This is a genomic window from Amycolatopsis sp. PS_44_ISF1, from assembly GCF_032335455.1.
Classification (GTDB): domain Bacteria; phylum Actinomycetota; class Actinomycetes; order Mycobacteriales; family Pseudonocardiaceae; genus Amycolatopsis.
Window position 1 is genome coordinate 389401 of the sequence record NZ_JANUXO010000001.1, and the last position, 25984, is coordinate 415384.

22 protein-coding genes are annotated in these 25984 nt (G+C 72.1%); 7 read left to right on the forward strand and 15 right to left on the reverse strand.

Annotated elements, in window-relative coordinates:
* Nucleotides 1–58: 58 nt before the first annotated feature.
* Nucleotides 59–1615 (reverse strand): glutamine-hydrolyzing GMP synthase, encoded by a 1557-nt coding sequence (guaA, locus tag NYF13_RS01770; protein ID WP_315653727.1) that lies wholly within the window; start codon nucleotides 1613–1615, stop codon nucleotides 59–61.
* Nucleotides 1616–1734: 119 nt separating this feature from the next.
* Here guaA and NYF13_RS01775 point away from each other — a divergent pair, with 119 nt between their 5' ends.
* The 3 genes from NYF13_RS01775 to NYF13_RS01785 all read left to right on the forward strand — a co-directional run bounded on the left by NYF13_RS01775 (nucleotide 1735) and on the right by NYF13_RS01785 (nucleotide 5079).
* Nucleotides 1735–2286, forward strand: a complete 552-nt coding sequence (locus NYF13_RS01775) for a DinB family protein (RefSeq protein ID WP_315653728.1) — start codon at nucleotides 1735–1737, stop codon at nucleotides 2284–2286.
* Nucleotides 2287–2513: 227 nt separating this feature from the next.
* On the forward strand, nucleotides 2514–3548 hold the full coding sequence (locus NYF13_RS01780) for a zinc-binding dehydrogenase (protein WP_315653729.1): 1035 nt from the start codon (nucleotides 2514–2516) through the stop codon (nucleotides 3546–3548).
* Between the two features lie 85 nt (nucleotides 3549–3633).
* Entirely contained in the window at nucleotides 3634–5079 is a 1446-nt protein-coding gene (locus tag NYF13_RS01785) for an aldehyde dehydrogenase family protein (RefSeq protein ID WP_315653730.1), read from the forward strand.
* 25 nt (nucleotides 5080–5104) lie between these two features.
* Here NYF13_RS01785 and NYF13_RS01790 read toward each other — a convergent pair whose 3' ends face one another.
* From NYF13_RS01790 to guaB, 5 genes are all read right to left on the reverse strand, one after another.
* Nucleotides 5105–6565, reverse strand: a complete 1461-nt coding sequence (locus NYF13_RS01790) for an FAD-binding protein (RefSeq protein ID WP_315653731.1) — start codon at nucleotides 6563–6565, stop codon at nucleotides 5105–5107.
* Between the two features lie 91 nt (nucleotides 6566–6656).
* Nucleotides 6657–7367 carry a maleylpyruvate isomerase family mycothiol-dependent enzyme gene (locus NYF13_RS01795; protein ID WP_315653732.1) on the reverse strand — a complete coding sequence of 237 codons (711 nt, stop codon included), beginning with the start codon at nucleotides 7365–7367 and terminating at the stop codon, nucleotides 6657–6659.
* 16 nt (nucleotides 7368–7383) lie between these two features.
* Nucleotides 7384–9090 (reverse strand): GMC family oxidoreductase, encoded by a 1707-nt coding sequence (locus NYF13_RS01800; protein ID WP_315653733.1) that lies wholly within the window; start codon nucleotides 9088–9090, stop codon nucleotides 7384–7386.
* Nucleotides 9091–9201: 111 nt separating this feature from the next.
* Nucleotides 9202–10341: a GuaB3 family IMP dehydrogenase-related protein gene (locus NYF13_RS01805; RefSeq protein ID WP_315657145.1), complete on the reverse strand. Its 1140-nt coding sequence runs from the start codon at nucleotides 10339–10341 to the stop codon at nucleotides 9202–9204.
* 118 nt (nucleotides 10342–10459) lie between these two features.
* Entirely contained in the window at nucleotides 10460–11971 is a 1512-nt protein-coding gene (gene guaB / locus NYF13_RS01810) for an IMP dehydrogenase (RefSeq protein WP_315653734.1), read from the reverse strand.
* Between the two features lie 140 nt (nucleotides 11972–12111).
* On the opposite strand from guaB, the gene NYF13_RS01815 reads away from it, so the two are divergent.
* The gene (locus NYF13_RS01815) at nucleotides 12112–12507 is read left to right on the forward strand and encodes a DUF5319 domain-containing protein (protein ID WP_315653735.1); all 396 of its coding nucleotides are present in this window, start codon (nucleotides 12112–12114) and stop codon (nucleotides 12505–12507) included.
* A gap of 168 nt (nucleotides 12508–12675) precedes the next feature.
* Here NYF13_RS01815 and NYF13_RS01820 read toward each other — a convergent pair whose 3' ends face one another.
* The 5 genes from NYF13_RS01820 to NYF13_RS01845 all read right to left on the reverse strand — a co-directional run bounded on the left by NYF13_RS01820 (nucleotide 12676) and on the right by NYF13_RS01845 (nucleotide 17942).
* A complete protein-coding gene (locus NYF13_RS01820; protein WP_396286367.1) occupies nucleotides 12676–13632 on the reverse strand; it encodes an anti-sigma-D factor RsdA in 957 nt (318 codons plus the stop codon).
* The gene (locus NYF13_RS01825; RefSeq protein ID WP_091623879.1) at nucleotides 13633–14205 is read right to left on the reverse strand and encodes a sigma-70 family RNA polymerase sigma factor; all 573 of its coding nucleotides are present in this window, start codon (nucleotides 14203–14205) and stop codon (nucleotides 13633–13635) included.
* Nucleotides 14206–14650: 445 nt separating this feature from the next.
* A complete protein-coding gene (locus tag NYF13_RS01830) occupies nucleotides 14651–15247 on the reverse strand; it encodes a response regulator transcription factor (protein WP_020662719.1) in 597 nt (198 codons plus the stop codon).
* Between the two features lie 131 nt (nucleotides 15248–15378).
* Nucleotides 15379–16842, reverse strand: coding sequence for a hypothetical protein (locus NYF13_RS36650; RefSeq protein ID WP_396286369.1), 1464 nt, complete (start codon nucleotides 16840–16842; stop codon nucleotides 15379–15381).
* A 113-nt stretch (nucleotides 16843–16955) separates the two neighbouring features.
* A complete protein-coding gene (locus NYF13_RS01845; protein WP_315653736.1) occupies nucleotides 16956–17942 on the reverse strand; it encodes a MerR family transcriptional regulator in 987 nt (328 codons plus the stop codon).
* 229 nt (nucleotides 17943–18171) lie between these two features.
* Here NYF13_RS01845 and NYF13_RS01850 point away from each other — a divergent pair, with 229 nt between their 5' ends.
* Nucleotides 18172–18492: a WhiB family transcriptional regulator gene (locus NYF13_RS01850; protein WP_315653737.1), complete on the forward strand. Its 321-nt coding sequence runs from the start codon at nucleotides 18172–18174 to the stop codon at nucleotides 18490–18492.
* Between the two features lie 173 nt (nucleotides 18493–18665).
* Here the strand turns inward: NYF13_RS01850 and groL are convergent, their stop codons facing one another.
* Nucleotides 18666–20279: a chaperonin GroEL gene (groL, locus tag NYF13_RS01855; RefSeq protein ID WP_315653738.1), complete on the reverse strand. Its 1614-nt coding sequence runs from the start codon at nucleotides 20277–20279 to the stop codon at nucleotides 18666–18668.
* A gap of 99 nt (nucleotides 20280–20378) precedes the next feature.
* Nucleotides 20379–20672, reverse strand: a complete 294-nt coding sequence (groES, locus tag NYF13_RS01860) for a co-chaperone GroES (protein WP_009072407.1) — start codon at nucleotides 20670–20672, stop codon at nucleotides 20379–20381.
* Between the two features lie 332 nt (nucleotides 20673–21004).
* Here groES and NYF13_RS01865 point away from each other — a divergent pair, with 332 nt between their 5' ends.
* A complete protein-coding gene (locus NYF13_RS01865) occupies nucleotides 21005–22936 on the forward strand; it encodes a peptidoglycan recognition family protein (protein WP_315653739.1) in 1932 nt (643 codons plus the stop codon).
* Nucleotides 22937–22945: 9 nt separating this feature from the next.
* Here NYF13_RS01865 and NYF13_RS01870 read toward each other — a convergent pair whose 3' ends face one another.
* Entirely contained in the window at nucleotides 22946–24274 is a 1329-nt protein-coding gene (locus NYF13_RS01870; protein WP_315657149.1) for a glycosyltransferase, read from the reverse strand.
* A 53-nt stretch (nucleotides 24275–24327) separates the two neighbouring features.
* Nucleotides 24328–24876, reverse strand: a complete 549-nt coding sequence (gene xrtP / locus NYF13_RS01875) for an exosortase P (protein WP_396287213.1) — start codon at nucleotides 24874–24876, stop codon at nucleotides 24328–24330.
* Nucleotides 24877–25211: 335 nt separating this feature from the next.
* On the opposite strand from xrtP, the gene NYF13_RS01880 reads away from it, so the two are divergent.
* Nucleotides 25212–25976 (forward strand): choice-of-anchor P family protein, encoded by a 765-nt coding sequence (locus NYF13_RS01880; protein ID WP_315653741.1) that lies wholly within the window; start codon nucleotides 25212–25214, stop codon nucleotides 25974–25976.
* The last annotated feature ends 8 nt before the right edge of the window (nucleotides 25977–25984 follow it).

Genomic DNA, 25984 nt, shown 5'->3' on the forward strand with positions numbered 1-25984 from the left:
GTGGCCGGCGGCCCCCGTCACGGCCCGACGATCGGCCGGGCCCCCGGATCCGCGTCCGTCACTCCCATTCGATGGTGCCCGGCGGCTTGCTCGTCACGTCGAGCACCACCCGGTTCACCTCGGTCACCTCGTTGGTGATGCGGGTCGAGATCCGCTCCAGCACCTCGTACGGCAGGCGCGTCCAGTCCGCGGTCATCGCGTCCTCCGAGGAGACCGGGCGCAGCACGATGGGGTGGCCGTAGGTCCGGCCGTCGCCCTGCACGCCGACGCTGCGGACGTCGGCCAGCAGCACCACCGGGCACTGCCAGATCTCCTGGTCGAGCCCGGCGGCGGTCAGCTCCTCGCGCGCGATGGCGTCGGCCGCGCGCAGCGTCTCGAGCCGCGACGCGTCGACCGCGCCGATGATCCGGATGCCCAGTCCCGGTCCGGGGAACGGCTGGCGCTGCACGATCGTCTCCGGCAGGCCCAGCTCCAGGCCGACGCGCCGCACCTCGTCCTTGAACAGCAGGCGCAGCGGCTCGACCAGCTCGAACTGCAGGTCGTCGGGCAGTCCGCCGACGTTGTGGTGGCTCTTGATGTTCGCCGTGCCCTCGCCGCCGCCGGACTCGACGACGTCCGGGTACAGCGTGCCCTGCACGAGGAACTTGAAGTCGCCCTGCGCCTTCAGATCGCGTTCCGCCTGCTCGAACACGCGGATGAACTCGCGGCCGATGATCTTGCGCTTCTGCTCGGGGTCGGTGACCCCGGCCAGCGCGTCGAGGAACCGCTCGCGCGCGTCCACGGTGACGAGCTTGACCCCGGTGGCGTTCACGAAATCGCGCTCCACCTGCGTCCGCTCCCCGGCGCGCAGCAGGCCGTGGTCGACGAACACGCAGGTCAGCCGATCGCCGATCGCGCGCTGCACCAGCGCCGCGGCCACGGCCGAGTCCACCCCGCCCGACAGCCCGCAGATGGCCCGGCCCTCGCCGATCTGGGCGGCGATCCGCGCCACCTGCTCGTCCACAATGGACGAAGTCGTCCACTGGGGACGGATGCCCGCGATCTCGTGCAGGAACCGGCGCAGCACCTCCTGCCCGTGCGGCGAGTGGGCCACCTCCGGGTGGTACTGCACACCGGCGAACCGCCGCTCCACGTCCTCGAAGCCGGCCACCGCCGCGCCGTCGGAGGACGCGGTGACCGCGGAGCCCTCGGGCGCCTCGGTGACGCTGTCGTTGTGGCTCATCCACGCGGTCTGGTGCGCGGGCAGGCCGGCGTGCAGCACGCCGCCCTCGCCGACCATCCGCACGTCGGTGCGGCCGAACTCGCGGACGCCGGTGGGCTCCACCACCCCGCCCAGCGCCCGCGCGAGCAGCTGGTGGCCGTAACAGATGCCGAGGATCGGCACGCCCGCGTGGACCAGCTCCGGGTCCATGCCGGGCGCGCCCTCGGCGTAGACGCTGGACGGGCCGCCGGACAGGATGATCGCGGACGGGTCCTTGGCCAGCAGCTCCGGCGCGGTCGCGCTCGACGGCACGACCTCGGAGTAGACCTGGGCCTCCCGCACGCGGCGGGCGATCAGCTGCGCGTACTGCGCCCCGAAGTCCATGACGAGTACCGGACCGGTGGGACTGGGCACCTAAGACCTCCAGGCGGTGAGCGCTTTGTGCCCCCATCGTCCCAGGTGGGCCCGGTCACGCCGCCGCTGCCCCATCAACGAGGACAGCCGGTGACCGCGATGGGTTCTACCGTGTCCCCATGACTGTCGCTTGGACCACCGAACTGGCCGAACAGCTCGGCTGGCACTGGACCCACCACCTGCGCCCGCGCCTGGACGGGCTGACCGACGAGGAGTACCGGTGGCAGCCCGTCGAGGGCTGCTGGACCGTGCGCCCACGGGCGGAGCGGCCGGACGGGCCGGGCGCCGGGGAGTTCACCATCGACTTCGAGCACCCCGAGCCCGCACCTCCCCCGGTGACGACCATCGCGTGGCGGATGGCGCATCTCACCATCGGTGTGTTCGGCCTGCGGGCGGCCTCGCACTTCGGCGGCCCGCCGATGAGCTACGACTCGTTCCCGTACGCGGGCACGGCGAAGGAGGCGGTCCGGCAGCTGGACGACGCCTACGCGTCTTGGTCCACCGGTGTGCGCGGCTTGGACGACGAAGCGCTGACGCGCGCGGTCGGGCCGGCAGAAGGCCCGTACGCGGAATCACCGATGGCGATGCTGGTCCTGCACATCAACCGCGAGGCGATCCACCACGGCGCCGAGATCCTGCTGCTGCGCGACCTCTACCGCCGCCACCGCTGAACCGGTCCGGGGCGGCGGTGGCGGCCGGTCCGGTCGAAGACGGCCCACGAACGGGTTGCCGTGCCAGCGCGACACCGCCGTAGTGTTCATGCTCTGAAGGTAGGTCCGGCCGCCGCGGGGCACCCCCGGCATTCGTCACCCCGGTCCCACGGTGTGCGTGACGCGGAACGAATCAGGGCCGGATCGACTCACCACAGGGTGAGACCGAGATCCCGGAAAGGAACTGCATGCGAGCGACTCTCATCTACGGCGCCGGTGACGTCCGCGTGGAGGCGGTGCCCGACCCGAAGCTGGTCGAGCCGACCGACGCCGTGGTCCGCGTGGTCCGCTCGTGCGTCTGCGGCAGCGACCTCTGGCCGTACGCCGGCATGCCGGCGCAGGACCGGGGCCGGCCGATCGGCCACGAGTTCCTCGGCCTGGTCGAGGAGACCGGCGCGGACGTGTCGGGCGTGCGCCAGGGCGACCTGGTGGTCGCGCCGTTCATGTATTCGGACAACACCTGCGAGTTCTGCCGGGAGGGCTTGCAGACCTCGTGCCTGCACGGCGGCAACTGGGGCGCGAACGGCGTCGACGGCGGCCAGGGCGAGGCCGTGCGGGTGCCGCAGGCCGACGGCACGCTGGTCAAGCTGCCGCCCACCGAGGACGGGGACCTGCTGGCCTCGATGCTCACGCTGTCGGACGTCTTCTCCACCGGGCACCACGCGGCCGTCACGGCGGGGGTGACCGAGGGCAGGACCGTCACGGTGATCGGCGACGGGGCCGTGGGCCTGTCCGCGGTGCTGGCCGCGCACCGGCTGGGCGCCGAGCGGATCGTCCTCATGGGACGCCACGAGCCGCGCACCGCGCTGGGCCGCGAGTTCGGCGCGACGGACGTGGTCGCCGAGCGCGGCGAGGAGGGCATCGAACGGGTCCGTGAGCTGACCGGCGGCCGCGGCACGCAGTGCGTGCTGGAGTGCGTCGGCACCAAGCCGGCCTTCGAAATGGGCCTCGGCGTGGTGCGCGCGGGTGGCGCGCTGAGCCGCGTCGGCGTGCCGCAGTACGCGGAGGGCCCGATCGGCCGGCCGGTCTTCGTCGACAACATCACCATCACCGGCGGGGTCGCCCCGGCGCGGCAGTACATCCCGCAGCTGCTGCCCGACGTCCTGGAGGGCCGCTACCGGCCCGGCCGGGTCTTCGACCGCACCGTCGGCCTGTCCGAGGTGCCCGCGGGCTACCAGGCGATGGCCGACCGCGAGGCGCTGAAGGTGCTCGTCAAGCCTTGACGCCGACGTCCGGGGCGACGCGCCCGTTGCCCCGGACGGGTGGGGGTCCGCCCGGCCCGGACCCGGCCCGAATACCTTGGTGCGCATGGACATGATCACCCCGGAACCCCGTCCGTCGTGGATCGCCGGGCGGCCTGAGCCGGGCGTCGCCACGCTGACGGTGCACCACCCGTACGACGGCAGCGAGGTCGCCACCGTCGCCGTGCCCGGCCCGGAGCAGGTGGAACGGGCCGTGGCCGCGGCGGCCGGGGTGGCGAAGGAGTTCCGCCGCACCCCCGCGCACGTCCGGGCCCAAGCGCTGGAGCACGTCTCCCACGGGCTGCGGGCGCGCGCCGAGGAGCTCGCCGAGATCATCACCGCGGAGAACGGCAAGCCGCTGAAGTGGGCCGAGGCCGAGGTCAGCCGCGCGGTTTCGGTGTTCCGCATCGCCGCCGAGGAGGCCCGGCGCTTCACCGGTGACGTCCAGCGGCTCGACCGCGACCCGGCCGGCGACGCCCGCCTGGCGCTCACCCGGCGCGTTCCGCGGGGGCCGGTGCTGGGCATCGCGCCGTTCAACTTCCCGCTGAACCTGGTGGCGCACAAGGTGGCGCCGGCCCTGGCGATCGGCGCGCCGATCATCGTCAAGCCCGCGCCGCGCACCCCGCTGTCCGCGCTGGTCCTCGGCGAGCTCCTGGGTGAGACCGAACTGCCCGAAGGCGCGTTCTCCGTGCTGCCGCTGGGCAACGAGCAGACCCGGGCGCTGGTCGCCGATCCGCGGCTGCCCGTGGTGTCGTTCACCGGCTCCGGTCCGGTCGGCTGGTCGATCGCGGACGCCGCCCCGCGCAAGCACGTGGTGCTGGAGCTGGGCGGCAACGCCGCGGCCGTGGTGCTGCGCGACTGGCCGGACCCCGAGGGCGCCGCGCACCGCATCGCCACCTTCGGCAACTACCAGGCCGGCCAGTCGTGCATCGCGGTGCAGCGGGTGATCGTGGACGCCGCGATCGCCGAGGAGTTCGTTCCCGCGCTGGTGGAGGCGGTCGAGGCGCAGCAGACCGGGGACCCCTACGACCGCAACACCGACGTCGGCCCGGTGGTCGACGAGGCCGCCGCCGAGCGGATCGTCGCCTGGGTGCAGGAGGCGGTGGCCGCGGGCGCGAAGGTGCTCACCGGCGGCACCCGGGACGGCGCGACGGTGGCCCCGACCCTGCTCACCGACGTCCCGCCGGAGACCAGGGCCTGGGCCGAGGAGATCTTCGGGCCGGTCCTCGCCGTGTCGGTTGTGGACGGTGTGGACGAGGCCTTCGCCGCGGTCAACGCCTCGGCCTACGGGTTGCAGGCCGGGGTGTTCACCAGCGACGTCCAGCTCGCCTTCCACGCCTCGGCCGAGCTGGAGGTGGGCGGCGTGATCATCGGCGACGTGCCCTCCTACCGGGCCGACCAGATGCCCTACGGCGGGGTGAAGGGTTCCGGCGCCGGCCGTGAGGGCGTGCTTTCGGCGATGAACGACCTCACCGAGGAGCGGGTGACGGTCTTCACCGGGATCGAGCTCTAGGCGTGCGGTCCCCCGGGCCCCACCGCTAGGCGGACTGGGCGAACTTGAACACGCCGTCCGGGTCGTAGGTCTTGGCGACCTGGTCGAGCCGGGTGGCGTTGTCGCCGTAGTACGCGGTCTTCCAGTCCGGCAGGTCCGCGTCGATGTAGTTGACGTATCCGCCGCCCGCGCCCGCGGCGGCCAGTCCGGCCACCACGGTGGACACCGACTTGGCCACCGACGAGCGGTTCGCGGCCGTGGCCGGGGCGTACACCTGGATGCTGCCCAGCGCCTTGCGGTGCCAGAACGCGGTGTCCGTCGGCGCGAGGTTCGAGACGGTGCCGCCGAGCCCGTCGATCAGCAGGTCCATGCCCTTCTGGCCGGAAGCGAGCTCGCTCACCTTGGCGCCCGCCACCGGGTCGGTGATGATCCGCGAAGAACCGACGAACGACTGGCGGCTGGAGCTGCCGGAGAAGTAGTCCATCGCGGCGGAGTAGCCGAGGGTCTTCACCGTGCGGCTCGACGGCTTGGCCTCCAGCTTGTCCAGCAGCCCGGCCAGCGCCGACGAGCTGCCGACGAACGCGCCGCCGATCCGGCACGGCACCGGCGAACCCCCCGAAACGACGAGGTTCGACCACAGCTCGGGCGGCATGGCCGGCAGCCAGCGCTGCCAGGCGTCCAGGGTGTCGGCCGCCGCGCCGCCCGGGAAGCGCAGCGAGAAGACGGTGAGCTCCGGCGCCGGCGCGGTGCTGAAGGTGAACGAGGTGACCACGCCGAAGTTGCCGCCCCCGCCGCCGCGCAGCGCCCAGAACAGGTCGGGCTCGGTGTTCGCGTCGGCCGTGCGGAGCTTGCCGTCGGCGGTCACCACCTGCGCGGAGACGAGGTGGTCGCAGGTCAGGCCGTACTTGCGGGCCAGCACGCCGATGCCGCCGCCGAGGGCGAGCCCGGCGATGCCGACGGTCGGGCAGGACCCCGCGGGCAGGCACCGGCCGGCCTTACCGAGCGCGGCGTAGACGTCGCTGAGCCGGGCGCCCGCGCCGATCGTGACCTGTTCACCTTGGACGTCCACTTGCGACAGCGCGCCGACGTCGAGGACCAGGCCACCGTCCGGACAGGAGTAGCCGGCGTAGCTGTGCCCACCGCTGCGCGCGGCGATCGGCAGCCGCCCCGCCGCGGCTTCGAGACAGGCCTGCACGTCCTGGGCCTTACCGATCTTCGCGACGGCGGCCGGGGTCCGGTCGTCGAACAGCGGGTTGTACCCGTGCCGGGCGGCGGCGAACTTGGCGTCGCCGGAGAGCAGCAGGTCACCGCTGAGCTTGCCCCGCAACGCGTTCCAGTCCGGCGGACCGGAGGGCTTGGCGCTGGTCGAGGGCGGCGCGGACGGGACCGCGCTGCTGGTCGAGGCGGCGGGTTTGCCGCCGCTGCCCGGCGAACAGGCCGCGGCCACCGCACCGACCGCGGTCAACCCGGCGGCCCGCAGGAACGTCCTTCTCCCGACTGCGCTCATGGTGTAGAGACGCTACGCGGGGGCCGATGGTTGCGCTCGTTGGTCCGCCGCGGGCGGTTCGGCCGCGGCGGATCGGCCACGGACCCGCCGCTCAGACCAGCGATCCGAGCTCCGGCACCGACCCGCCCAGGGCCGATCCGTCGGCTCGGCCCGAGACCCAGGCCAGCAGGTCGCCCGGGCGGCCGGTGACCGTGCCGCCCGAGCCGCCCGAGCCGTCGCCCAGGGTCCAGGTGTGGGTGCCGTCGGTGGTGGACAGGCGGCAGGACGGGAGCGCACCGGGGTACATGCCGATCATGTTTTCCACGACGTCGCCGAGGTAGGGGCCCAGCAGCGCCGTGGCCCGGGCGAAGTCGTGGCCACGGTCCAGGTCGACCAGGTGGATGGTGAGCTCGGCCAGGCGCAGCGTCAGCGCGTCCGCGCCGGTGATCGGCTGGCCGAGACGGGCCCGGACCGGGGCCGTCCAGGTGCGCTCGGGCAGCGTGGACGCGAAGTCCACCAGCCGCTCGCCCGAAGAGACGACGTCGGCATGGATCGCTTCGGCGCTGCGGAGCGAGCCGGCCTCGATGTCGTCGTCACGAGCCGGGCCCGGACCGTACATCGGGTGCTCGACGCCGCTTTCGGCCCAGGTCAGCAGGTTGATGACGGCGTCGGCGTTGCGGGCCAGGTGCGTCAGCAGATGAGCGCGCGACCAGCCGGGCAACGTGCTCGGCGCGCGCAGCATCGGCTCGTCCAGCGCGCTGGTGACCAGCTTCCACTCACCCTGCAGGTCCCGGATCCGGGCCACCACCGCGGTCGCGTTCACCCGGTGATCGTAGGGCCTATCGGCGCAGCGCGGCAGGGGCGTCGGTCGGAACGGCCGGGTTCTTCGGGGCCACCGGATCCAGCCGCGCGTACCGCGTGCCCTGCGCCGGGCGCGGGTCCGCCTCACCCTTGTTGGGCCAGAGGGAGAACGCCCGCTCGGCCTGCGCCGCGATGGTCAGCGACGGGTTCACCCCCAGGTTCGCGGTGATCGCCGATCCGTCCACAACGGACAGACCCGGGTAGCCGAAGACGCGGTGGTACGGGTCGATCACGCCGGCCTCGGCGCTGTCGCCGATCGGCACGCCGCCGATGAAGTGGGCGGTGAGCGGGATGTCGAAGATCTCGCCCCAGGTGCCGCCCGCGAGGCCGCCGATGCGCTCGGCCGTGCGCTCGTTCGCCTCGTGCCCGGCCGGGATGAAGCTCGGGTTCGGCTCGCCGTGGCCCTGCTTCGACGCGTACTTGCGCCGCCCGAACAGCCCGCGCTTGGTGTAGGTGGTGATGGAGTTGTCCAGGCTCTGCATCACCAGCAGGATCACCGTCCGCTCGCTCCAGCGGTAGCCGTTGAGCAGCTGGGCCGACTGCAGCGGGTGCTTGGCGACGAAGGTGAGGGCCTGGCGCCAGCGCGGCACCGGCGAGGAGCCGTCGGTGGAGATGGTCTGCAGCAGGCTCATCGCGTTGCTGCCCCGGCCGTACCGCACGGGCTCGATGTGGGTGTTCTCGTCCGGGTGGATGGACGAGGTGATGGCGACCCCGCGGCTGAAGTTCCGGTCCTCGTCGACCTTGGTGCGCCCGGCGCCGATGATGGCCTCGGAGTTCGTGCGCGTCAGCTCCCCGAGCCGGCGGGAGAGCTTCGGCAGGGTGCCGGTGTCCTTCATGCGGTGCAACAGGTTCTGCGTGCCCCAGGTGCCCGCCGCGAACACCACCTGACCGGCCGTCACCGTGGTGCGGAAGCGCTTCGAGCGGGTCCCGGTCTTCTGCAGCGTGACCCGGTAGCCGTCACCGGCCGGGCGGACCGAGCTGACCGTGGTCAGCGGGATGACCTTCGCGCCGTCCTGCTCCGCGAGGTACAGGTAGTTCTTGACCAGCGTGTTCTTCGCCCCGACCCGGCAGCCGGTCATGCAGGAGCCGCATTCGGTGCAGCCCACGCGATCGGGCCCGACGCCGCCGAAGAACGGGTCCTTCGCGCGCTCACCGGGCCGGCCGAAGTACACGCCCACCGGCGTCGGGTGGAACGAGTCGCCCACGCCCAGGTCCTCCGCGACCTCGCGCATCACCACGTCGGACGGCGTGGTGCTCGGGTTGGTGACCACCCCGAGCATCCGGCCGGCCTGGTCGTAGTGCGGCGCCAGCTCCGACTCCCAGTCGGTGATGTGCGCCCACTGCCGATCGGCGTAGAACGGCTTGAGCGGGCGGTAGAGCGTGTTGGCGTAGACCAGCGAACCGCCACCGACGCCCGCCCCGGCCAGCACCATCACGTCGGAGAGCATGTGCACCCGCTGGATGCCGTAACAGCCCAGCGCGGGCGCCCAGAGGTAGCGCTTGAGGTCCCAGGAGGTCTTGGCGAACTCGTCGTCCGCGAACCGCCGCCCGGCCTCGACCACCGCGACGCGGTAGCCCTTCTCGGTCAGCCGCAGCGCCGCGACGCTGCCGCCGAAACCCGAGCCCACGACCACGACGTCGTAGTCGGGGCTGCCTGTCCCTGTGGTGGTGTTACTGGCAGTCACAGGTTCGAGGGTAACCCCGGGATGTCGTTCTGACCAGGGGTAAGTTACTCGCCGGTTACTTCTGTGGGCGTTCCTCCTGGTCAGCTCCGCCGGAAACCCCCACCGACCGGCTCAGTGGCGCACGGTCAGCCCGACCCGCTGGAACTCCTTCAGATCCGAGTACCCGGCCTTCGCCATCGCGCGGCGCAGGGCGCCGAACAGGTTGACCACGCCCTCGGCGTCGGAAGACGGGCCGAACAGCAGGGTCTTGAGGTCGACCGCGTAGTCCGAGTCCGGTCCGGCGACCACGCGGGAGCGCGGGAGCGACGGGTGGGCCGCGGCGGCCGTCCAGTACAGGCCCTGGCCCGGGGCGTCGCTGGCGGTGGCGAGCGGGGCGCCGAGCATCACCGCGTCCGCGCCGCAGGCGATGGCCTTCGCGATGTCGCCCGAGGTGGTCATGCCGCCGTCGGCCAGCACGTGGACGTAGCGGCCGCCGGTCTCGTCCAGGTAGTCGCGGCGGGCCGCAGCCGCGTCGACCACCGCGGTGGCCATCGGGACGCCGATGCCCAGCACCCGGTCGGTGCTGGTGACCCCCGGGGTGTAGCCGTGGCCGACGATCACGCCGGCCGCGCCGGTGCGCATCAGGTGCATGGCCGTGCGGTAGTCGCTCACCCCGCCGGCGATCACGGGCACGTCCAGCCGCCCGATGAAGTCCTTGAGGTTCAGCGGCTCGGCCTCGCGCTCCACGTGCTCGGCGGAGATGATCGTGCCCTGCACCAGCAGGATCTCGACCCCGGCGGCGAGCAGGTCGGGGGTCAGCTCGGCGGCGTGCTGCGGGCTGACCCGCGCGGCCACCGTCACCCCCGACTCGCGGACGGTCTTGATCGCCTCACTGAGCAGGTCGATCCGGATCGGCGCCGAGTGCAGGTCCTGCAGCTCACGGACGACGGCCGTCGGGTCCTCGCCGTCCTCGGCCGCGCGGACCAGGCGGAAGATGGCGTCCTCGACGTTTCCGTGCCGGGCCCAGAGTCCTTCGGCGTTCAGCACGCCCAGCCCGCCCAGCTCGCCGATCGCCACGGCCGTGCCCGGCGACACGATGGCGTCGGTCGGGTGCGTGACCAGCGGCAGGTCGAACCGGTAGGCGTCGATCTGCCAGGCCGTGGACACCACCGAGGAGGACCGGGTCCGCCGCGAGGGGACGATCTCCACGTCATCGAGGTCATACGCCCGCCGCGCGGTGCGACCCATACCGATCTCGACCAGATCCCGCACGTGAAGTCCCTTCTCCGCACCGACGACAACGGGGTCCATTGTCGCTAGTCCGCGTGGGTGACCTGCGCACGGGGTGCCCGTGGGTGACCGCGGCGGCGCGGGCACCCACGGGCCCGGCTCAGCGCGTGGTGTAGTTCGGCGCCTCGACGGTCATCGTGATGTCGTGCGGGTGGCTCTCCTTGAGCCCGGCCGCGGTGATCCGGACCAGCTGCGCCTCCTGCATCTGCGCGATGGTCCCGGCGCCCGCGTAGCCCATGCCGGCCCGCAGGCCGCCCACGAGCTGGTGCACGACGTTCGACAGCGGACCGCGGAACGGGATGCGGCCTTCGATGCCTTCGGGGACCAGCTTGTCCTCGTTGAGCACGTCGTCCTGCGCGTAGCGGTCCTTCGAGTACGACTTCGCCTGGCCGCGCGACTGCATGGCGCCCAGCGAGCCCATGCCCCGGTAGACCTTGAACTGCTTGCCGTTGATCAGGATCAGGTCGCCGGGCGATTCGGCGGTGCCGGCCAGCAAGCTGCCCAGCATCACGGTGGAGGCGCCGGAGGCGATGGCCTTGGCGATGTCGCCCGAGTACTGGATGCCGCCGTCGCCGATCACCGGGACCCCGGCCGGGCGGCAGGCCTGGTCGGCCTCGTAGATCGCGGAGATCTGCGGTACGCCGACCCCCGCGACGATCCGCGTGGTGCAGATCGAGCCCGGGCCGACGCCGACCTTGACCCCGTCCACCCCCGCGTCCACCAGCGCCTGCGCGCCCGCGCGGGTGGCCACGTTGCCGCCGACGATGTCGACGGTGTCGCCCAGCTCCTTCTTCAGCAGCCGCACGGCCTCCACCACGGCGCGGGAGTGGCCGTGGGCGGTGTCCACCATGAGCACGTCGACCCCGGCCTCGGCCAGCGTCATCGCGCGCTTGTGCCCGTCCGGTCCGACGCCGACCGCGGCGCCGACGATCAGCCGCCCGTCGGTGTCCTTGGTGGCGTTCGGGTACTGCTCGGTCTTGACGAAGTCCTTGACCGTGATCAGCCCGCGGAGCTTGCCCGCCCCGTCGACGATCGGCAGCTTCTCGATCTTGTGCCGGCGCAGCAGGCCCAGCGCCGCCTCCGCGGTGACCCCGACCTGCGCGGTGACCAGCGGGGCCTTGGTCATCACCTCGCTGACCAGGCGGGTGAAGTCCACCTCGAACCGCATGTCGCGGTTGGTGATGATGCCCACCAGCGAGCCGGCGGCGTCGGTGACCGGCACGCCGGAGATGCGGAACCGGGCGCACAGGGCGTCGACCTCGGCCAGCGTGTCGTCCGGCGAGCAGGTGACCGGGTCGGTGACCATGCCGGCTTCCGAGCGCTTCACGACCTCGACGGCCGCGGCCTGCTCCTCGATCGGCAGGTTGCGCTGGAGCACGCCGATCCCGCCCTGGCGCGCCATCGCGATCGCCATCCGGCCCTCGGTCACGGTGTCCATCGCGGCGGAGACCAGCGGGATGTTCAGCGTGATGTTGCGGGTGAGCCGGGTGCTGGTGTCGACCCCGCTGGGCACCACGTCGGATTCGGCCGGCAGCAGCAGCACGTCGTCGAAGGTCAGGCCGAGCATCGCGAACTTGCTCGGCACGGGGGCGGTGATGCTTTCGCTGGTCATAGCGGGCGAAGGGCCTTCCTGGCAGGGGTGTGCGGAGTCGCGGGGGCTGGCGACCTACGGGGCTGGGCCTTCCCCTCATGATATCCGGGCCGGACCCCCGACCTGGGCGGGTGGGGACGCCCACCGCGTGAGCAGGTACCGTGCAGGCCGTGCCGCACGACGTGTTGCCCCCAGACCCGTTCGCGGATGATCCGGACGATCCGGCCCGGGCCTTCCTCGACCCCGAAGACCACCTGGACGAGCCGATCAGCGCGGACGAACGCACCGAGCTGTTGGCCGACCTCTCCGATCTCGCCGTCTACCAGGCCCTCCTGGAGCCGCGGGGCGTGCGCGGCATCGTCGTGGACTGCGGCGAATGCGACGAGCCCCACTACCACGACTGGCACCTGCTGCGGGCCAGCCTCGAGCAGTTGCTGGCCGACGGGCGCATGCGCCCGCACGAGCCGGCCTTCGACCCCAACCCCGGCGACTACGTGAGCTGGGACTACTGCCGCGGCTTCGCGGACGGGGTCACGGCCAACGAAAGCGCCTACTGAACCGGCTGGAGCTTGATCCACGGCCTCGGTGACTTTGCTCACCGAGGCCGTTCTTGTGTCCGGACACCGGATTTTTCCGGCGTTGTCACCGACGAAAGCAGGGCCCCGGCGGACGCGGTCCGCTGGGGCCCTGCTCAATCGAAACGGGTCTACTGGGGGCTTCGGGGCCTACGGGGTCTGCGAAGCCCCGTCGCTCTGCGCCTCGCCGCTGGTGTCGTTGCGCGGGCTGCCGCTGTTGCCGCCCGAGCCCGGGTTGCTGCCGGTGACGCCGGTCGGCGTGGTGGGCGGGGTCGTGGTCGTGTCGCCCGTGCTCGGCGGCGGCTGCTCGACACTGGTGACCGGCGGCAGCGGGCTGGCGCTGCCGCCCGTACCGGGCAGCGAGGTGGGCTGACCGGTGACCTGCGGCGATCCGGTGGTGGCGGGGTTGTTCGCCGGCGGCTTGGCCGTCGGGTTCACCGGGTTGCCGCCCGGGTTGGGCGCCGCCGGGTCGTCGAGCTGCGCGGCGAGCTGGCGGTGCTGGGCCAGCAGCTCGTTGCGGTTGTCGTCGTCGGTGACCTGGCTGAGCGCGGCCTGCGCGTCGTCGAGCGCCTTGCGGGCGTCGGAGAGGCGGTTGTCGGCCAGCGCGAGGTTGGCCCGCTCCAGGTCGAGCTTCACCGCGGCGGCGGCTTCGACCGAGTGGGCACGGTCGGCGTAGAGGACCTTCGTCAGACCCCAGAGCGTGTCGCCCGGCTGCGCGTCACGCGCGGCCAGACCGGTGCCGGTGAAGGCGATCGCGGCGGCGGCGCACGCGGCCGCGACCGGCACGAAGAACCGGCGGCGGTGCCCGCGCTGGGAGTGCCGTTGCGCCAGCGACGCCGTGCGGACGGTGGTGACCGCGGTGCCGACGTCGACCAGCTCGGACAGCGGCTCGCTGTCGATGTCGCGCCGCCAGGCCAGCAGCAGGGCGTTGAGCTCCTGGTCGCCGAGGCCGTCGGCGATGGCCGGGTCCGTGCCCCCGAGCGCGTCCAGCAGCGCGTCGTCGGCCTGGATGGCCGACAGGTCACCGTCGGCTTCGGCGTCGAACGCCGTCATGCCGCTCGGCCACGCGGATGGCGACAGGTCACGGTCGTCCTCACGATCGGTCACTCAGATCACCTCCTCGGCGGCGAGCACCTTGCGCAGGCGGGCCAGGGCTCGGTGCTGGGCGACGCGGACCGCGCCCGGTGTCGAGCCGACGGCCTCCGCGGTCTCCTCCGCCGAAAGCCCCACCACGACCCGCAACACGACGATCTCCCGTTGCTTGTCCGGCAGTACCTGCAACAACTGCGACATCCGCTCGTTCAGCTCACCCTGCAGCGCGCGCTGCTCGGGTCCGACCCCGCCCTCGACCTCGTCGGGGACTTCGGCGACGGGCTCAGCCCGGTTGCGAGCCGCCGCGCGGTGCGCGTCGGCCACCTTGTGCTGGGCGATGCCGTAGACGAACGCGAGGAAGGGGCGCCCCTGGTCGCGGTACGAAGGCAAGGCCGTGAGCACCGCGAGACACACCTCCTGCGCAACATCGTCGGCAGAAGCGAAGGACCGCTCCTGCCTGCCAACCCGAGCACGGCAGTACCGCACTACGAGAGGACGGATGGCCGCCAGCAACCGCTCGACCGCTTGAGGGTCACCCTCAACAGCAGCGGCGACTGGCTCATCCAGTCCATCCCCCACATTGGCCATCGCAGACAACAGTCCCAGTGTTACGTGTAGGCGTGCATAGAATCCGGCGCGTGGTCATCCTGTCCGACCGCCGATGACAGTTACCGTACCGTCGGCGACCCCCCGGACAACCGCCAGAGGTGGTCCCCGGCGCGCCGGGTTCGCCGCGACCGGGAAAACCCGGGTTTTACAGGCACTTGTCCGGTGCTTGCCCACTCTCGCCGATTCCGGCCGAACGGCTGGCCAATGCGGTGCGCGAACGGCCCGAGCGGGGCGGCGACCGGCCCGGGCGGTGGGGGCGACGGCTTCACCCGTGACCGGGAACACACAGGTACGGGCCAGGGCGCGAACCCTGGCCCGTCGTCACCGTGCGGCCGACCGCGACACCGCTGGAGAGCGTTTGCCCCGGGAGCCGGCCGAGGCTCGTGAGCTTCCGCCGGCCGGAGACCTCAGGAGGCGGGAAGCCTCAGGAGACGAGACCGCGGCGGAAGCCGTGGGCCACCGCCTGGGCCCGGTCGCGGACCCCGAGCTTGCGGAACAGCCGCCGCGCGTGGGTCTTCACCGTGTCCTCGGACAGGTAGAGCTCACGGCCGATCTGGCCGTTGCTCTTGCCCTGGCTCATGCCGCGCAGCACCTGCAGCTCGCGCTCGGTGAGCTGCACGCCGGGGTCCGAGGGCTGGCGCGGGGCCGGCACCGAGGTGCTGGCGAGGGTGTGGGCCAGTGCGGCGACCAGTTCGGGCCGCGAGGCGTCCCAGCGCAGGTACCCGCGGGCTCCGCCGGCGATCGCCGCGGCGATGCTGCCCGCGTCGTCCGGGGCACCGAAAACGATGACGTTCGCCTGGGGGTTCGCGGAGACGAGCCTTCGCGTGGCTTCGACGCCCGTCGGGACCGCGCGCTGCGTCCCGACCAGCACGACGTCGACCGGCTGACGGGTGTACCGGGCCAGCAGCTCGTCACCGTGCGCTACGCAGTCGATGCGACTGACCCCTGGGACCGCGGACATCACGCGGGTGAGCCCTTCGCGGACACTGCGTCGGTCGTCGCAGATCAAGACCGTCGTCACGGGGTTTCCTTCCTGCAGCCGGGTGACATTCCACTTCCCCTATCGGACGCTTTAGCCCGAACCTTGACACGATCCGGTGGCTTTTTTTGAAGTTTCTTAGCCCGGATGCCGGAACGCCCACTCCGGGAGGCTCAACCGGACCCGGTGGGAACCCACGGCGAATCCTGTGCGGTACGCATCACGCAAGGATCGACGCGTCGTAACACTGCGTGCAACACTTCGCGGCTTCTGAATCGATACTCCTCGGCGTGTCGGGCCCCGAGATCAGCGGCAACGCGCGTGGCAACCCAAATAAGCGAAAAGAGTTCGCATTTTTCGGCTTCCTTCAATGCGCTTTCGACCAGGGTGAGCCCGGCGGCCCGGCCCTCGGCGTCACCGGCCGCCGACAGCGCGACCCCGAGCACGATGTCCGATTTCACCCCGTGCCGCCGCGCTCCCCGTTCCCGTGCGATTTCCGCCGCCCGCCGCGCCGGGGCGACGGCCTCGGCGGGCCGCCCGGCCGCCAGCTCGATCTCGGCCCCGACCCAGCCGGCCCGCACCGCCGCCCGCCACCGCCCGTCCTCGGCCACCGCCCGGGCCGCCAGCCGCCGCGCCGCCGCGATCCGGCCCAGGGCGAGGTTGTCGGCCGCCAGGCCGAGCAGCGCATCGGCCCGGGCCCCGGGGTAGTCGAGGCCGTCGGGATCGGCGGCCGAGGGGGCGGCGGGGTCGGCGCGGGTGGCGTTGACGGGGGTGGAGTCGGCGGGGCGGCAACGGATGGGGTTGCCGGAAGTGGGGTCGGCGCGGGTGGCGTTGACGAGAGCGGGATCGGCGGCAGCGGGATCGACGCGGGTGGGGTCGGCCGCAATGGAGCCGGTGGAGATGGGGTTGGCCGAGGTAGGGCCGGTGGCGGGGGTGGAGTCGGCAGGAGCGGGATCGCTGGCGGAATCGTCGGGATCGGGATGGGGAGCGGCGGCGGGGATGGGGCCGGTGGGGTCAGCAGCAGCGACGGCGGGGGTGGAGGTGGCGGGGGCGGTGGGGGTGAGAGCGGCGGCAGGGGCGGCGGTGGGATTGAGGTGGGTGGGGCCGACGCGGGTGGGGTCATGGGGTTGGCCGGGCTGGAAATCTTGGCTGAGTTCCGGGCTGGCGACGGAGGCGGGATCGGCGGGAACGCCGCTCGGGAGGCTCGGGGCGAGATGGCGGCCGCGGGCGGTGGGATCGGCGTAGCGGTCGCCTTGCGGGTCGGAGGCCGGTTCCGAGCCCTCAGGGGCGGCCCCACTCACGGACGGGCCGCCCAGTCGGGGGCGGGCCGAGGGCGGGGTCGCGGTGCCCAGTACGAGCGCCAGGGCCTCGCCGTCCAGGGTTCGGGCCGCGGTGTGGCCGCCGAGCTGGCGGCGGTGGGAGGCCAGCGTGGTCGCGGCCAGGGAGGCCAGCAGCGGGTCACGGCTCCGGCGGAGGTCCGCCAGGGCCGTGGCGGCCGCGGCGTAACGGCCCTGGGCGCCCAGCACGATCGCGGCCAGCAGCCGGTTCCACGGCGCGGCCGAGGGCGGCGCCGTGATCGGCGAGGGCGGCGGCGGGTGGGCGCCGAAGGCCAGCGCGCGCAGGGTGTGTTCCTCCACCCGTACTTTCTAGCGCGCCCCACCGACAAAATCCTTTGCGCCGATCACGGCCACGGCCAAGCAGCCGAGCCGACGCGGCCACCAGAGCGTCCCGTCCGGCCCGGCCGTCCGGTCTAGTCCGGCGTTCCCACCAGCACGTGCTCCACCCGGTCGGCGGCGGCCGGGAGGTCCGGCAGGAGTTCGACCCGGTCCGGCAGCGTTGCCGGGTCCCAGCCGGGGCCGCAGGCGAACAGGCGGCTGCGGTGGCGGCCTCGGGAGACCCGGGTGAACAGGCGGGGGTCCGCCACCGTCCGGCGGTGGGCCCAGAGCACCACGGCGGCGGGCGCGCTGCGCCGGACGGCCACCGTCAAGACCTCCGCCGGCAGTGGTGCGCCGAACAACTGCGTGCCGATCCGGCGGCCCGCCAGCGCCGCCGCCAGCGCGTACGCCGGGTTGCTGTCCCGCTCCTCCGGCACGCAGCTCAGCAGCACGGGCCGGAGGTTGCGCGGGTGCTCCAGCACCGGGGTCGCGCGGACGAGCGACGCGTGTACGCACTCGGCCAGCAGGTACTCGACCTCCGCCCCCGCGCTGACACCGCGCCAGCGCGCGCCCAGTGCCGTCAGCACCGGGTCGATCACGCCGGACCAGGCGGCGAGCACGCCCAGTTCGCCGATGGCGTCGGCGAGCATGCGCTGGACGGCGCCGACGTCCATGGCCAGCGCGGCCGTGCTCAGCCTGCGAGCCAGCCGGGACGGCACCTCGCGGTCGTGGGAGGTGTCCTCGGAGGTCGGCGGCAGGTAGCGGGACGCGTCGCCGCCGGACCGGTCCGCGTGGTCGGGGCCGGGCCGATCCGGACCCGCCTCGGTCTCGGTGTCAGTCTCGGCCGGGTCCAGGTCGTCGGCCTGGGCTCGTGGCATGTGCTCCAGGGCGAAGCGCGCGGCCTCCGCCGTCGACGCGCCGCGGAGCAACGCTCGCTGCATGAGTTCCAGACGTCCGATGTCGGAGCTGCCGTACCGGCGGTGACGGCCGTCGGTGTGCCGGCTGGGGCCCAATCCGTAGCGGCGGTCCCAAGTACGAAGGGTGGACGGGGCGACCCCGAGCCGGCGAGCGACCGAGGCCACCGGCAGGGTGGGTTCTCCTTCGCTCGACCCGGATCCCACCGGCCCAATATCCAGGCCGGGGCCGGTCCCGGCAACCGGAGCCAAAAGCCCTGCTCACACGTACGGGGGATGCCTAACGGCTGAATCGGCCCGGATCCCTTGAACAACTATTGGCGCGCTTCTAACGTTACCGCCGTTGCACCGAATGGAGTATCGGCACCACAGCAGAGCAGCTAATGGCATCGACCGGATGACGGAGGCGGTCAGGATGGCGGACACGCGCAGGCTCCCCGGCCCCAATGCGGACATGTGGGACTGGCAGCTGGAGGGGTCGTGCCGGGGGATGGACAGCGCGTCCTTCTTTCACCCGGACGGCGAACGGGGGCCGGCGAGGGCACGGCGCGAGGCCAGGGCCAAGGCGGTCTGCCTGGCCTGTCCGGTTCTGGAGATGTGCCGGCGGCACGCCCTGGCCGTGCACGAGCCCTACGGGATCTGGGGCGGGCTGTCGGAATCGGAGCGGGAGAACCTGATCAAGCAGGACAAGCGAGCACTGAGTCTGTCCAACGGCTGAGCCTGTCCAACGGCTGAGCCTCATCCCCCGAGCACGAAAAGGGGCGGCGTCCACCTCGGGCGCCGCCCCTTTCCCGTCCCCTCGACCCGATCGCAGCACCCGGTCGCACGAGAACGGGGCGGCACCCCCGAAGGAGTGCCGCCCCGATTCCCGGTGCGGTGCGACCGAAGTGACTAGTGCGAGTGGCCGTGGCCCGTTTCGCCCTCTTCCTCGGCCGGCTTCTCGACGACGGCGCTCTCCGTGGTGAGCACGAGGCGGGCGATGGACGCCGCGTTCGCGACCGCGGAGCGGGTCACCTTGACCGGGTCGACGATGCCGGCCGCGATCAGGTCGGTGAGCTCGCCGGTGGCGGCGTTGAAGCCCTGGCCCCAGGACTGCTCCTTGACCTTGTTCACGATGACGGCGCCTTCGTGGCCGGCGTTCGTCGCGATCCAGAACAGCGGGGCGGTCAGCGCGTCGCGCACGATGCGCACGCCGGTGGCCTCGTCGCCGGAAAGGTCCGACTCGAGCCCGGTGAGCTCCTTGACCGCGTGCACCAGCGCCGAGCCGCCACCGGGGAGGATGCCCTCCTCGACGGCTGCCTTCGTGGACGCGACGGCGTCCTCGATGCGGTGCTTGCGCTCGTTGAGCTCGGTCTCGGTGGCCGCGCCGACCTTGATCACGGCCACGCCGCCGCCGAGCTTCGCGAGCCGCTCCTGCAGCTTCTCGCGGTCCCAGTCGGAGTCGGTGGTCTCGATCTCCTTGCGGATCTGCGCGGTGCGGGCGGACAGCGCGTCCTTGGTGCCGCCGCCGTCGACGATCGTGGTGTCGTCCTTGCTGACGACGATCCGGCGGGCACGGCCCAGCGAGCCGAGGTCGGTCTCGGACAGCTTGCTGCCGATCTCGGCCGAGACGACCTCACCACCGGTGACGACGGCGAGGTCGTCCAGGAACGCCTTGCGGCGGTCGCCGAAGAACGGCGCCTTGACCGCGACGGCGGTGATCGTCTTGCGCAGCGAGTTCACCACGAGGGTGGACAGCGCCTCGCCGTCGACGTCCTCGGCGATGATCAGCAGCGGCTTCTTCGCCTCGACGACCTTCTCCAGCACCGGGAGCAGGTCCGCCAGCGACGAGATCTTCTCGCGGCTCAGCAGGATGTAGGCGTCCTCGAGGACGGCCTTCTGGTCCTCGGGGTTGGTGGCGAAGTGCGCCGACAGGAAACCCTTGTCGAACTGCACGCCCTCGGTGACCACCAGCTCGGTCGCCAGGGTCGACGACTCCTCGATGGTGATGACGCCGTCCTCGCCCACGCGCTCGACGGCCTCGCCGAGCAGCTGGCCGATCGCGGCGTCGCGGGAGGTCACGGTGCCGACCTGGGCGATGTTCTCGCGGCCCTTGACCGGGGTGGCCTTGGCCTTGAGGATCTCGACGACCTTGTCGGCCGCCTTCTCGATGCCGCGGCCGACCGCGGTCGGGTTGGCGCCGGCGGCCACGTTGCGCAGGCCCACGCGGACCAGCGACTGGGCCAGCACCGTGGCGGTGGTGGTGCCGTCGCCGGCGACGTCGTTGGTCTTGGTGGCCACGTTCTTGGCCAGCTGGGCGCCGAGGTTCTCGAACGGGTCGTCGAGCTCGATCTCACGGGCGACGGTCACGCCGTCGAGGGTGATGGTCGGTCCGCCGAACTTCTTGTCCAGGACGACGTGGCGACCGCGCGGGCCGAGGGTGACCTTGACCGCGTCGGCGAGCTTGTTCACCCCGCGCTCCAGCGCGCGACGAGCGTCCTCGTCGAAACTGATCTGCTTGGGCATAGCGTTTTCCGCTTACCTTTCAGGTGGCTTGGGACACAACAACGCCCCGTACCCCGGCTTGTGCGGGGCCCGGGGCGTCATTGCGCTGCGAGTGGGACGTCAGTTGATGACGGCCAGCACGTCGCGGGCGGAGAGGATCAGGTAGTCCTCACCGTTGTACTTGACCTCGGTACCGCCGTACTTGGAGTAGATCACGACGTCGCCCACGGCCACGTCGAGCGGCACGCGGTTGCCCTTGTCGTCGATCCGGCCCGGGCCAACGGCCAGAACCTTGCCCTCCTGGGGCTTCTCCTTGGCGGTGTCGGGGATGACGAGGCCGGAAGCGGTCGTCTCCTCGGCCTCACTCGTCTGGACAACGATCTTGTCCTCGAGCGGCTTGATGTTCACGCTCACCGGGTTGACCTCCACGGTCGTCGAAAGCGTCGGCAGGATGACTTACGGCTCCTACCACCCCCGCCGTCGCGGGTGCCGGGCGTGTTCGGGCCGTGCGATTAGCACTCTAGCCATGGGAGTGCCAGCTTCGCAAGGAGGGTCGGTTCAGGCCGGCGCGGACGCCCGTGGAGCCAGTATGCCCGGCCTCGCGCGCGGCCGTCGGCGGCCAGTGGATCACCCCCGGGGGAAACCGGCCGCGAGCCGTGGCGGAACCACCCGGACCAGCACTTACCCACCAGCCCCGGTTCTGGTTAAGTCTTGACCGGACCGCACTCACCCTCGGGGGTCACACCATGTCGTTCGCTCCCCTTCCCCGCCGGCTGGCCGTGGCGGCCACCGTGGTTTCGCTCGGCGCCGGGCTGTTCGCGGCGCCGGCAGTGGCTCAACCGCCCGGCCGGCAGCGGCAACGGGACTTCGCGGCCGCCGCGGGCGAGTTCGGCGTGCCGCTCGACGTGCTGCTCGGCGTGTCGTACCTGGAGTCGCGGTGGGACTACAACGCGGGCACGCCCAGCACCTCCGCCGGGTACGGGCCGATGCACCTGACCGATCTGCGGTCGGCGGGCGGGGCCGGCACCGAGTTCGACCAGGGGGCCGAGGATCCGCGCGGGGACACCGCCCGCCCGGCGCTGCGGCCGAAGGCGAGCGGGCCGGCCGCGCCGCCGCCGACGCTTCAGACCGCCGACACCGCGGCCTCGCTCCTGCGCACCGACGCCGCCACCCTGCGCACCGACCCGAAGCAGAACATCCGTGGCGGCGCCGCGCTGCTCGCGGACTACCAGCGCCGGCTCGGCGTCCACAGCCAGGACCCGAAGGACTGGTACGGCGCCGTTGCGCGCTACAGCGGGTCCGACGACGTCGAGGCCGCCCGGACGTTCGCCGACGAGGTCTTCGACACCATCGGCACCGGCGTGAACCGCACCACCGACGACGGCCAGCAGCTGACCCTCGCGGCGACGCCCGGACTCGCGCCGGACCGGACGCAGGCGAACCGGCTCGGGCTGCGAGCCGACGCGCCCGCCGCGACGGAGTGCCCGAGGGGCGTCGCCTGCGAATCGGTGCCCGCGCCGTACCAGGAGCTGCCGGGCGGTGACTACGGCAACCACGACCTGGCGAACCGGCCGCAGAGCCAGAAGATCGACTACATCGTCATCCACGACACCGAGGGCTACTGGGCCGACGCGCTGAAGCTGGTGCAGGACCCGAGCTACCTCGGCTGGCACTACACCGTGCGCTCCGCCGACGGGCTGATCGCCCAGCACGTGCCGACGAAGGACGTCGGCTGGCACGCGGGCAACTGGTACATCAACTCGAAGTCGATCGGCATCGAGCACGAGGGCTTCGCGGTGAAGGGCACCTGGTACACCGAAGCCATGTACCGCGCTTCGGCGAAGCTCGTCGGCTACCTCGCGAAGCGCTACGACATCCCGCTCGACCGCGCGCACATCATCGGCCACGACAACGTCCCCGGCACCACGCCGGCCACCATCCCCGGCATGCACTGGGACCCGGGTCCCTACTGGGACTGGTCGCACTACTTCGACCTGCTCGGCGCGCCGCTGATGGGCCTCGGACGGCCGAACTCGGCGCTGGTCACCATCGACCCGTCGTTCGCGGCGAACCGGCCGGCCTTCACCGGTTGCGACCAGCTCGGCTCGGGCACGCCGTGCGCCCCCCGCGGCTCCGAGGCCGTGGTGCTGCGCACGGCCCCGAGCGACACCGCTTCGCTGCTCACCGACCCCGGGCTGCACCCGGACGGCCGTCCGTCCACCATGGACGTCGCCGACATCGGGAGCCGGGTGGCGACCGGGCAGAGGTACGCCGTGGCCGGGGTTCAGGGCGACTGGACGGCGATCTGGTACCTCGGCCAGAAGGGCTGGTTCCGCAACGCCCCCGGCGCCCGCACCGCCGTGCCCGCCGTGGGGCTGGTGGCCACGCCGAAACCCGGCCGCGCCACGATCCCGGTCTACGGCCGCGCGTTCCCGGAGGCCTCGGCCTACCCGGCGAACGTGCCGGTGCAGGCGCTCGCGCCGATGCCGTACACGCTGGCGGCGGGCCAGAGGTACTCCGCCGGCGCCGTGGTGTGCTCCGAGTACTTCTCGGCCACCACGTTCGACCCGGCCGAGCACGTGGTGGTGCGGGGCCGGACGAAGTACGTCGAGATCCAGTTCGGCCACCGCATCGAGTACGTCGACCTCGACGACGTGGTGCTGCGGCCGGCCTACTGACGCGCCCGCTCACGAGTCCAGCGCGACCTGCACGCCCGCGGTCGCCTCGGTGTTGCGGCGGGTCTTGGCCCAGCCGTTGCGACCGCGGACCAGGCGCAGGAGCGCGCGCCAGGACGTGATGTAGAAGGTGTAGATGTAGGCCGCGTACAGCAGGCCCAGACCGAGCCCACGGAGGATGTTCTTGCTGCGCAAGCACTTGAGCTGGTAGATCGGGCCCCAGACGACGAACGGCAGCAGGCCGAACGAACCGTAGATGGCGAACAGGATCCAGGCCCCGCCGCTGAACCAGGACCAGACCTGGCCCGGATCGCCGGCCGTGCCGATCAGCAGCAGGATGAACGGCACCGGGTAGAGCAGGGAGCCGAGCAGCTGCATCCACGGCTGCGCCAGGTAGTACATCATCTCCGCGGCGCCCAGGGTGGACACGTGGGGCGAGTCCCAGATCCGGCGCAGGTAGCGGGAGCACTGCATGGTGCCCTGGCCCCAGCGCGTGCGCTGCACCAGGAACCGCCGCAGGCTGTACAGACCCTCCTGCGCGACATGGGAATCCGGGGTGAAGCCGGTGCGCCAGCCCGCGGTGAGCAGGTGCACGCCGAGTTCGAAGTCCTCCAGCAGCGATCCGCGCCACGGCCGGGCTTCGCCGCCCGCGATGGAGTCGAGCGCGGACAGGCGGGTGAACTGGCCGTTGCCGCCCATCGAGATGGTGCCGGTGAAGCCGCGGGAGGTCTGGATCGCCGCGATCGCCGTGCGGAACTCCAGGTCCTGCAACTGCGCCAGCTTCAGCCCGAACGCGCGGGCGGCCCAGGTGCGCCCGGGCGGGCGGGTGCGGGCGTTGCTCATCCGCACGTCGAGCTGCACGGCGCCGATCTTCTCGTCGCCGAACAGGTGGCCGGCGGCGCAGACCTCCAGGCAGTTCGCGGCCGGCCGCCCGTCGGCGTCCACCACCACGACCACCACGTCCTCCCGCGGTTTCGCGGGGTCCAGCCACTCGTCGAGGGCCTGGTACGCGGCGTTCAGCGCGTCGCCCTTGCCCGTGCGGGCCTCCGGCCGGGTGCGCTCGACCAGGTGGAGGTTCCGGTCGTAGCCGCCGTTGCGCCGCCAGAGCGCGCGCACGACGCGGGCGGTGCGGTCCTCGGAATCGTCGTCGACGACCCAGACGTGCGCCCGGCGGAAGGTGGCGCGCAGGTAGCGCACGGTGTCGCGGATCACCGCCTGCTCGTCGCGGCAGGGCACGAAGAAGTGCCATTCGAACTCGTCCGGATCGCCCACCGGCGCGGGCTTGCGGCGCAGGTACGGGACCACGATCACCACGACGTACACGATGAACGCGACGCTCATGGTCAGCGCGAACGCCTGGGTGATCGAGAGCAGGACCTTCAGCCCGTCGCCGCTCACGCGGCGGCGCTCTTCTCGGCCTTGCTCCGCCGGGTGGCGAGCCAGACGAACAGCACCAGCGACACCGCGCCGCCGAACACGCTGACCATCGAACCGAGCAGGGTGTGGCCCCAGTAGTAGCCCTCGTCCGGGCCGAACGCGTGGACCAGCCCGACGATGGTGAGAATGCGCAGCTGATTCACCAGAACCACCGCCACCGCGGATACGCCCAGCGAAAAGAATAGCCTTTTCGCATTTCCCGGGCGGAAGTGGAGCATCACCGCGGTGACGAGCAGCAGGGGTAGCAGGAGGAATGCCGAGGAACATTCCGGCGTCATTCTCAACCCGAATGGAGTAGCGCTGGATAACCCGAAGTAGACCGACTCCCGGCTGCCCGCTACATAAACACCCGATGAGGTGATCACCCTGAGTATCACTCCGGCTAGCTGTACTTCGAACTGCCGGTACAGCCGCTCGACCAGCACCAGCCCGGCGCCGGCGGCCACCACCCCCAGCACGGCGATCCGCCGGGGAAACCGGGCGGCACCAGGGACGGGCGCGTTCACTACTGCCACGACGAACCTTTCGACCGGAAACGGGGACGGACCGGTGGACCCGGCGTCAGCCTAAGCCGAACCACCTCGGAACCATGACGGATCCCCCTCATGAGGGTGACTCGAAAGCGTTTTTCGGCACTCGGGGCGAGAACCTTGCTACGCCGTTCAGGTGAATGTTCACCCGACCTGCGTGAACACCCAAGAGAAACCACTCGATACGGTGACGTCCAGGAAATCGTGTGTCATTTCCGCCGGTTCCCTCGATATTCGATTCGCGTGCCGACTCCTGGCCCAGCGGGCTGCTTCCGTGCCGCGGCTCGCTCTGACAAAAATTAGGAGGACCAGTGAAAAGATCCCTCGTGCAACGGGGCGGAATGCTCGCCGCGGTGGTGGCGTGCGTCGCTCTCGCCGGCGCCGCTCCGGCTTCGGCGGCCCCCGGCGACGGCTCCGCCTACGGCGTCGACGTGAAACTGCTCGGCCAGCCCGCGGTCAAGCTCGGGCCGCTGGCCGCGGCGAGCACCACCGGGCCGACCGCCAACACCGCCGCCGGCGCCACCGTGGCCGGCGTTCTCACCGCCGGGGTGATCAACACTTCAGCGGTGCGGGACGACAACTCCGGCTCGGTCACGGCGAAGGCGTCGGTCGCCGACGTCGGGCTGCCGGTGCTGCAGCCCGCGCTGGGCGCGGTCGGCATCAAGGCGGTCGAGGCGGTCTGCACCGCGACCCAGGAGGGCGTGAAGGGCAGCAGCACGCTGGCCGACGCCAAGCTCGGCAGCGTCGGCGCGGTGGACGCCAACCCGGCCCCCAACACGCAGGTCAAGGTCGCGCTCGGCCCGGTCAACGTGGCCACGCTCGTCCTCAACGAACAGATCAAGAACTCCGACGGCAGCCTCACGGTGAACGCCCTGCACCTGAAGCTGCTCGGCGGGGTGGTCGGCGCGCTCGGCTCGGGTGACGTGATCCTCTCGTCGGCCACCTGCGGCCCGGCCGCGCCGCCGATGCCGCTGGCGTCCGGGGCCGGCCTGTGGGTGGGCCTCGGCGTGCTCGGGGCCGTCGCCGTCCCGGTGGGCCTGCGGTTCTCCCGCCGCCGCACGGGTGCGGACGCCTGATCCGGCCC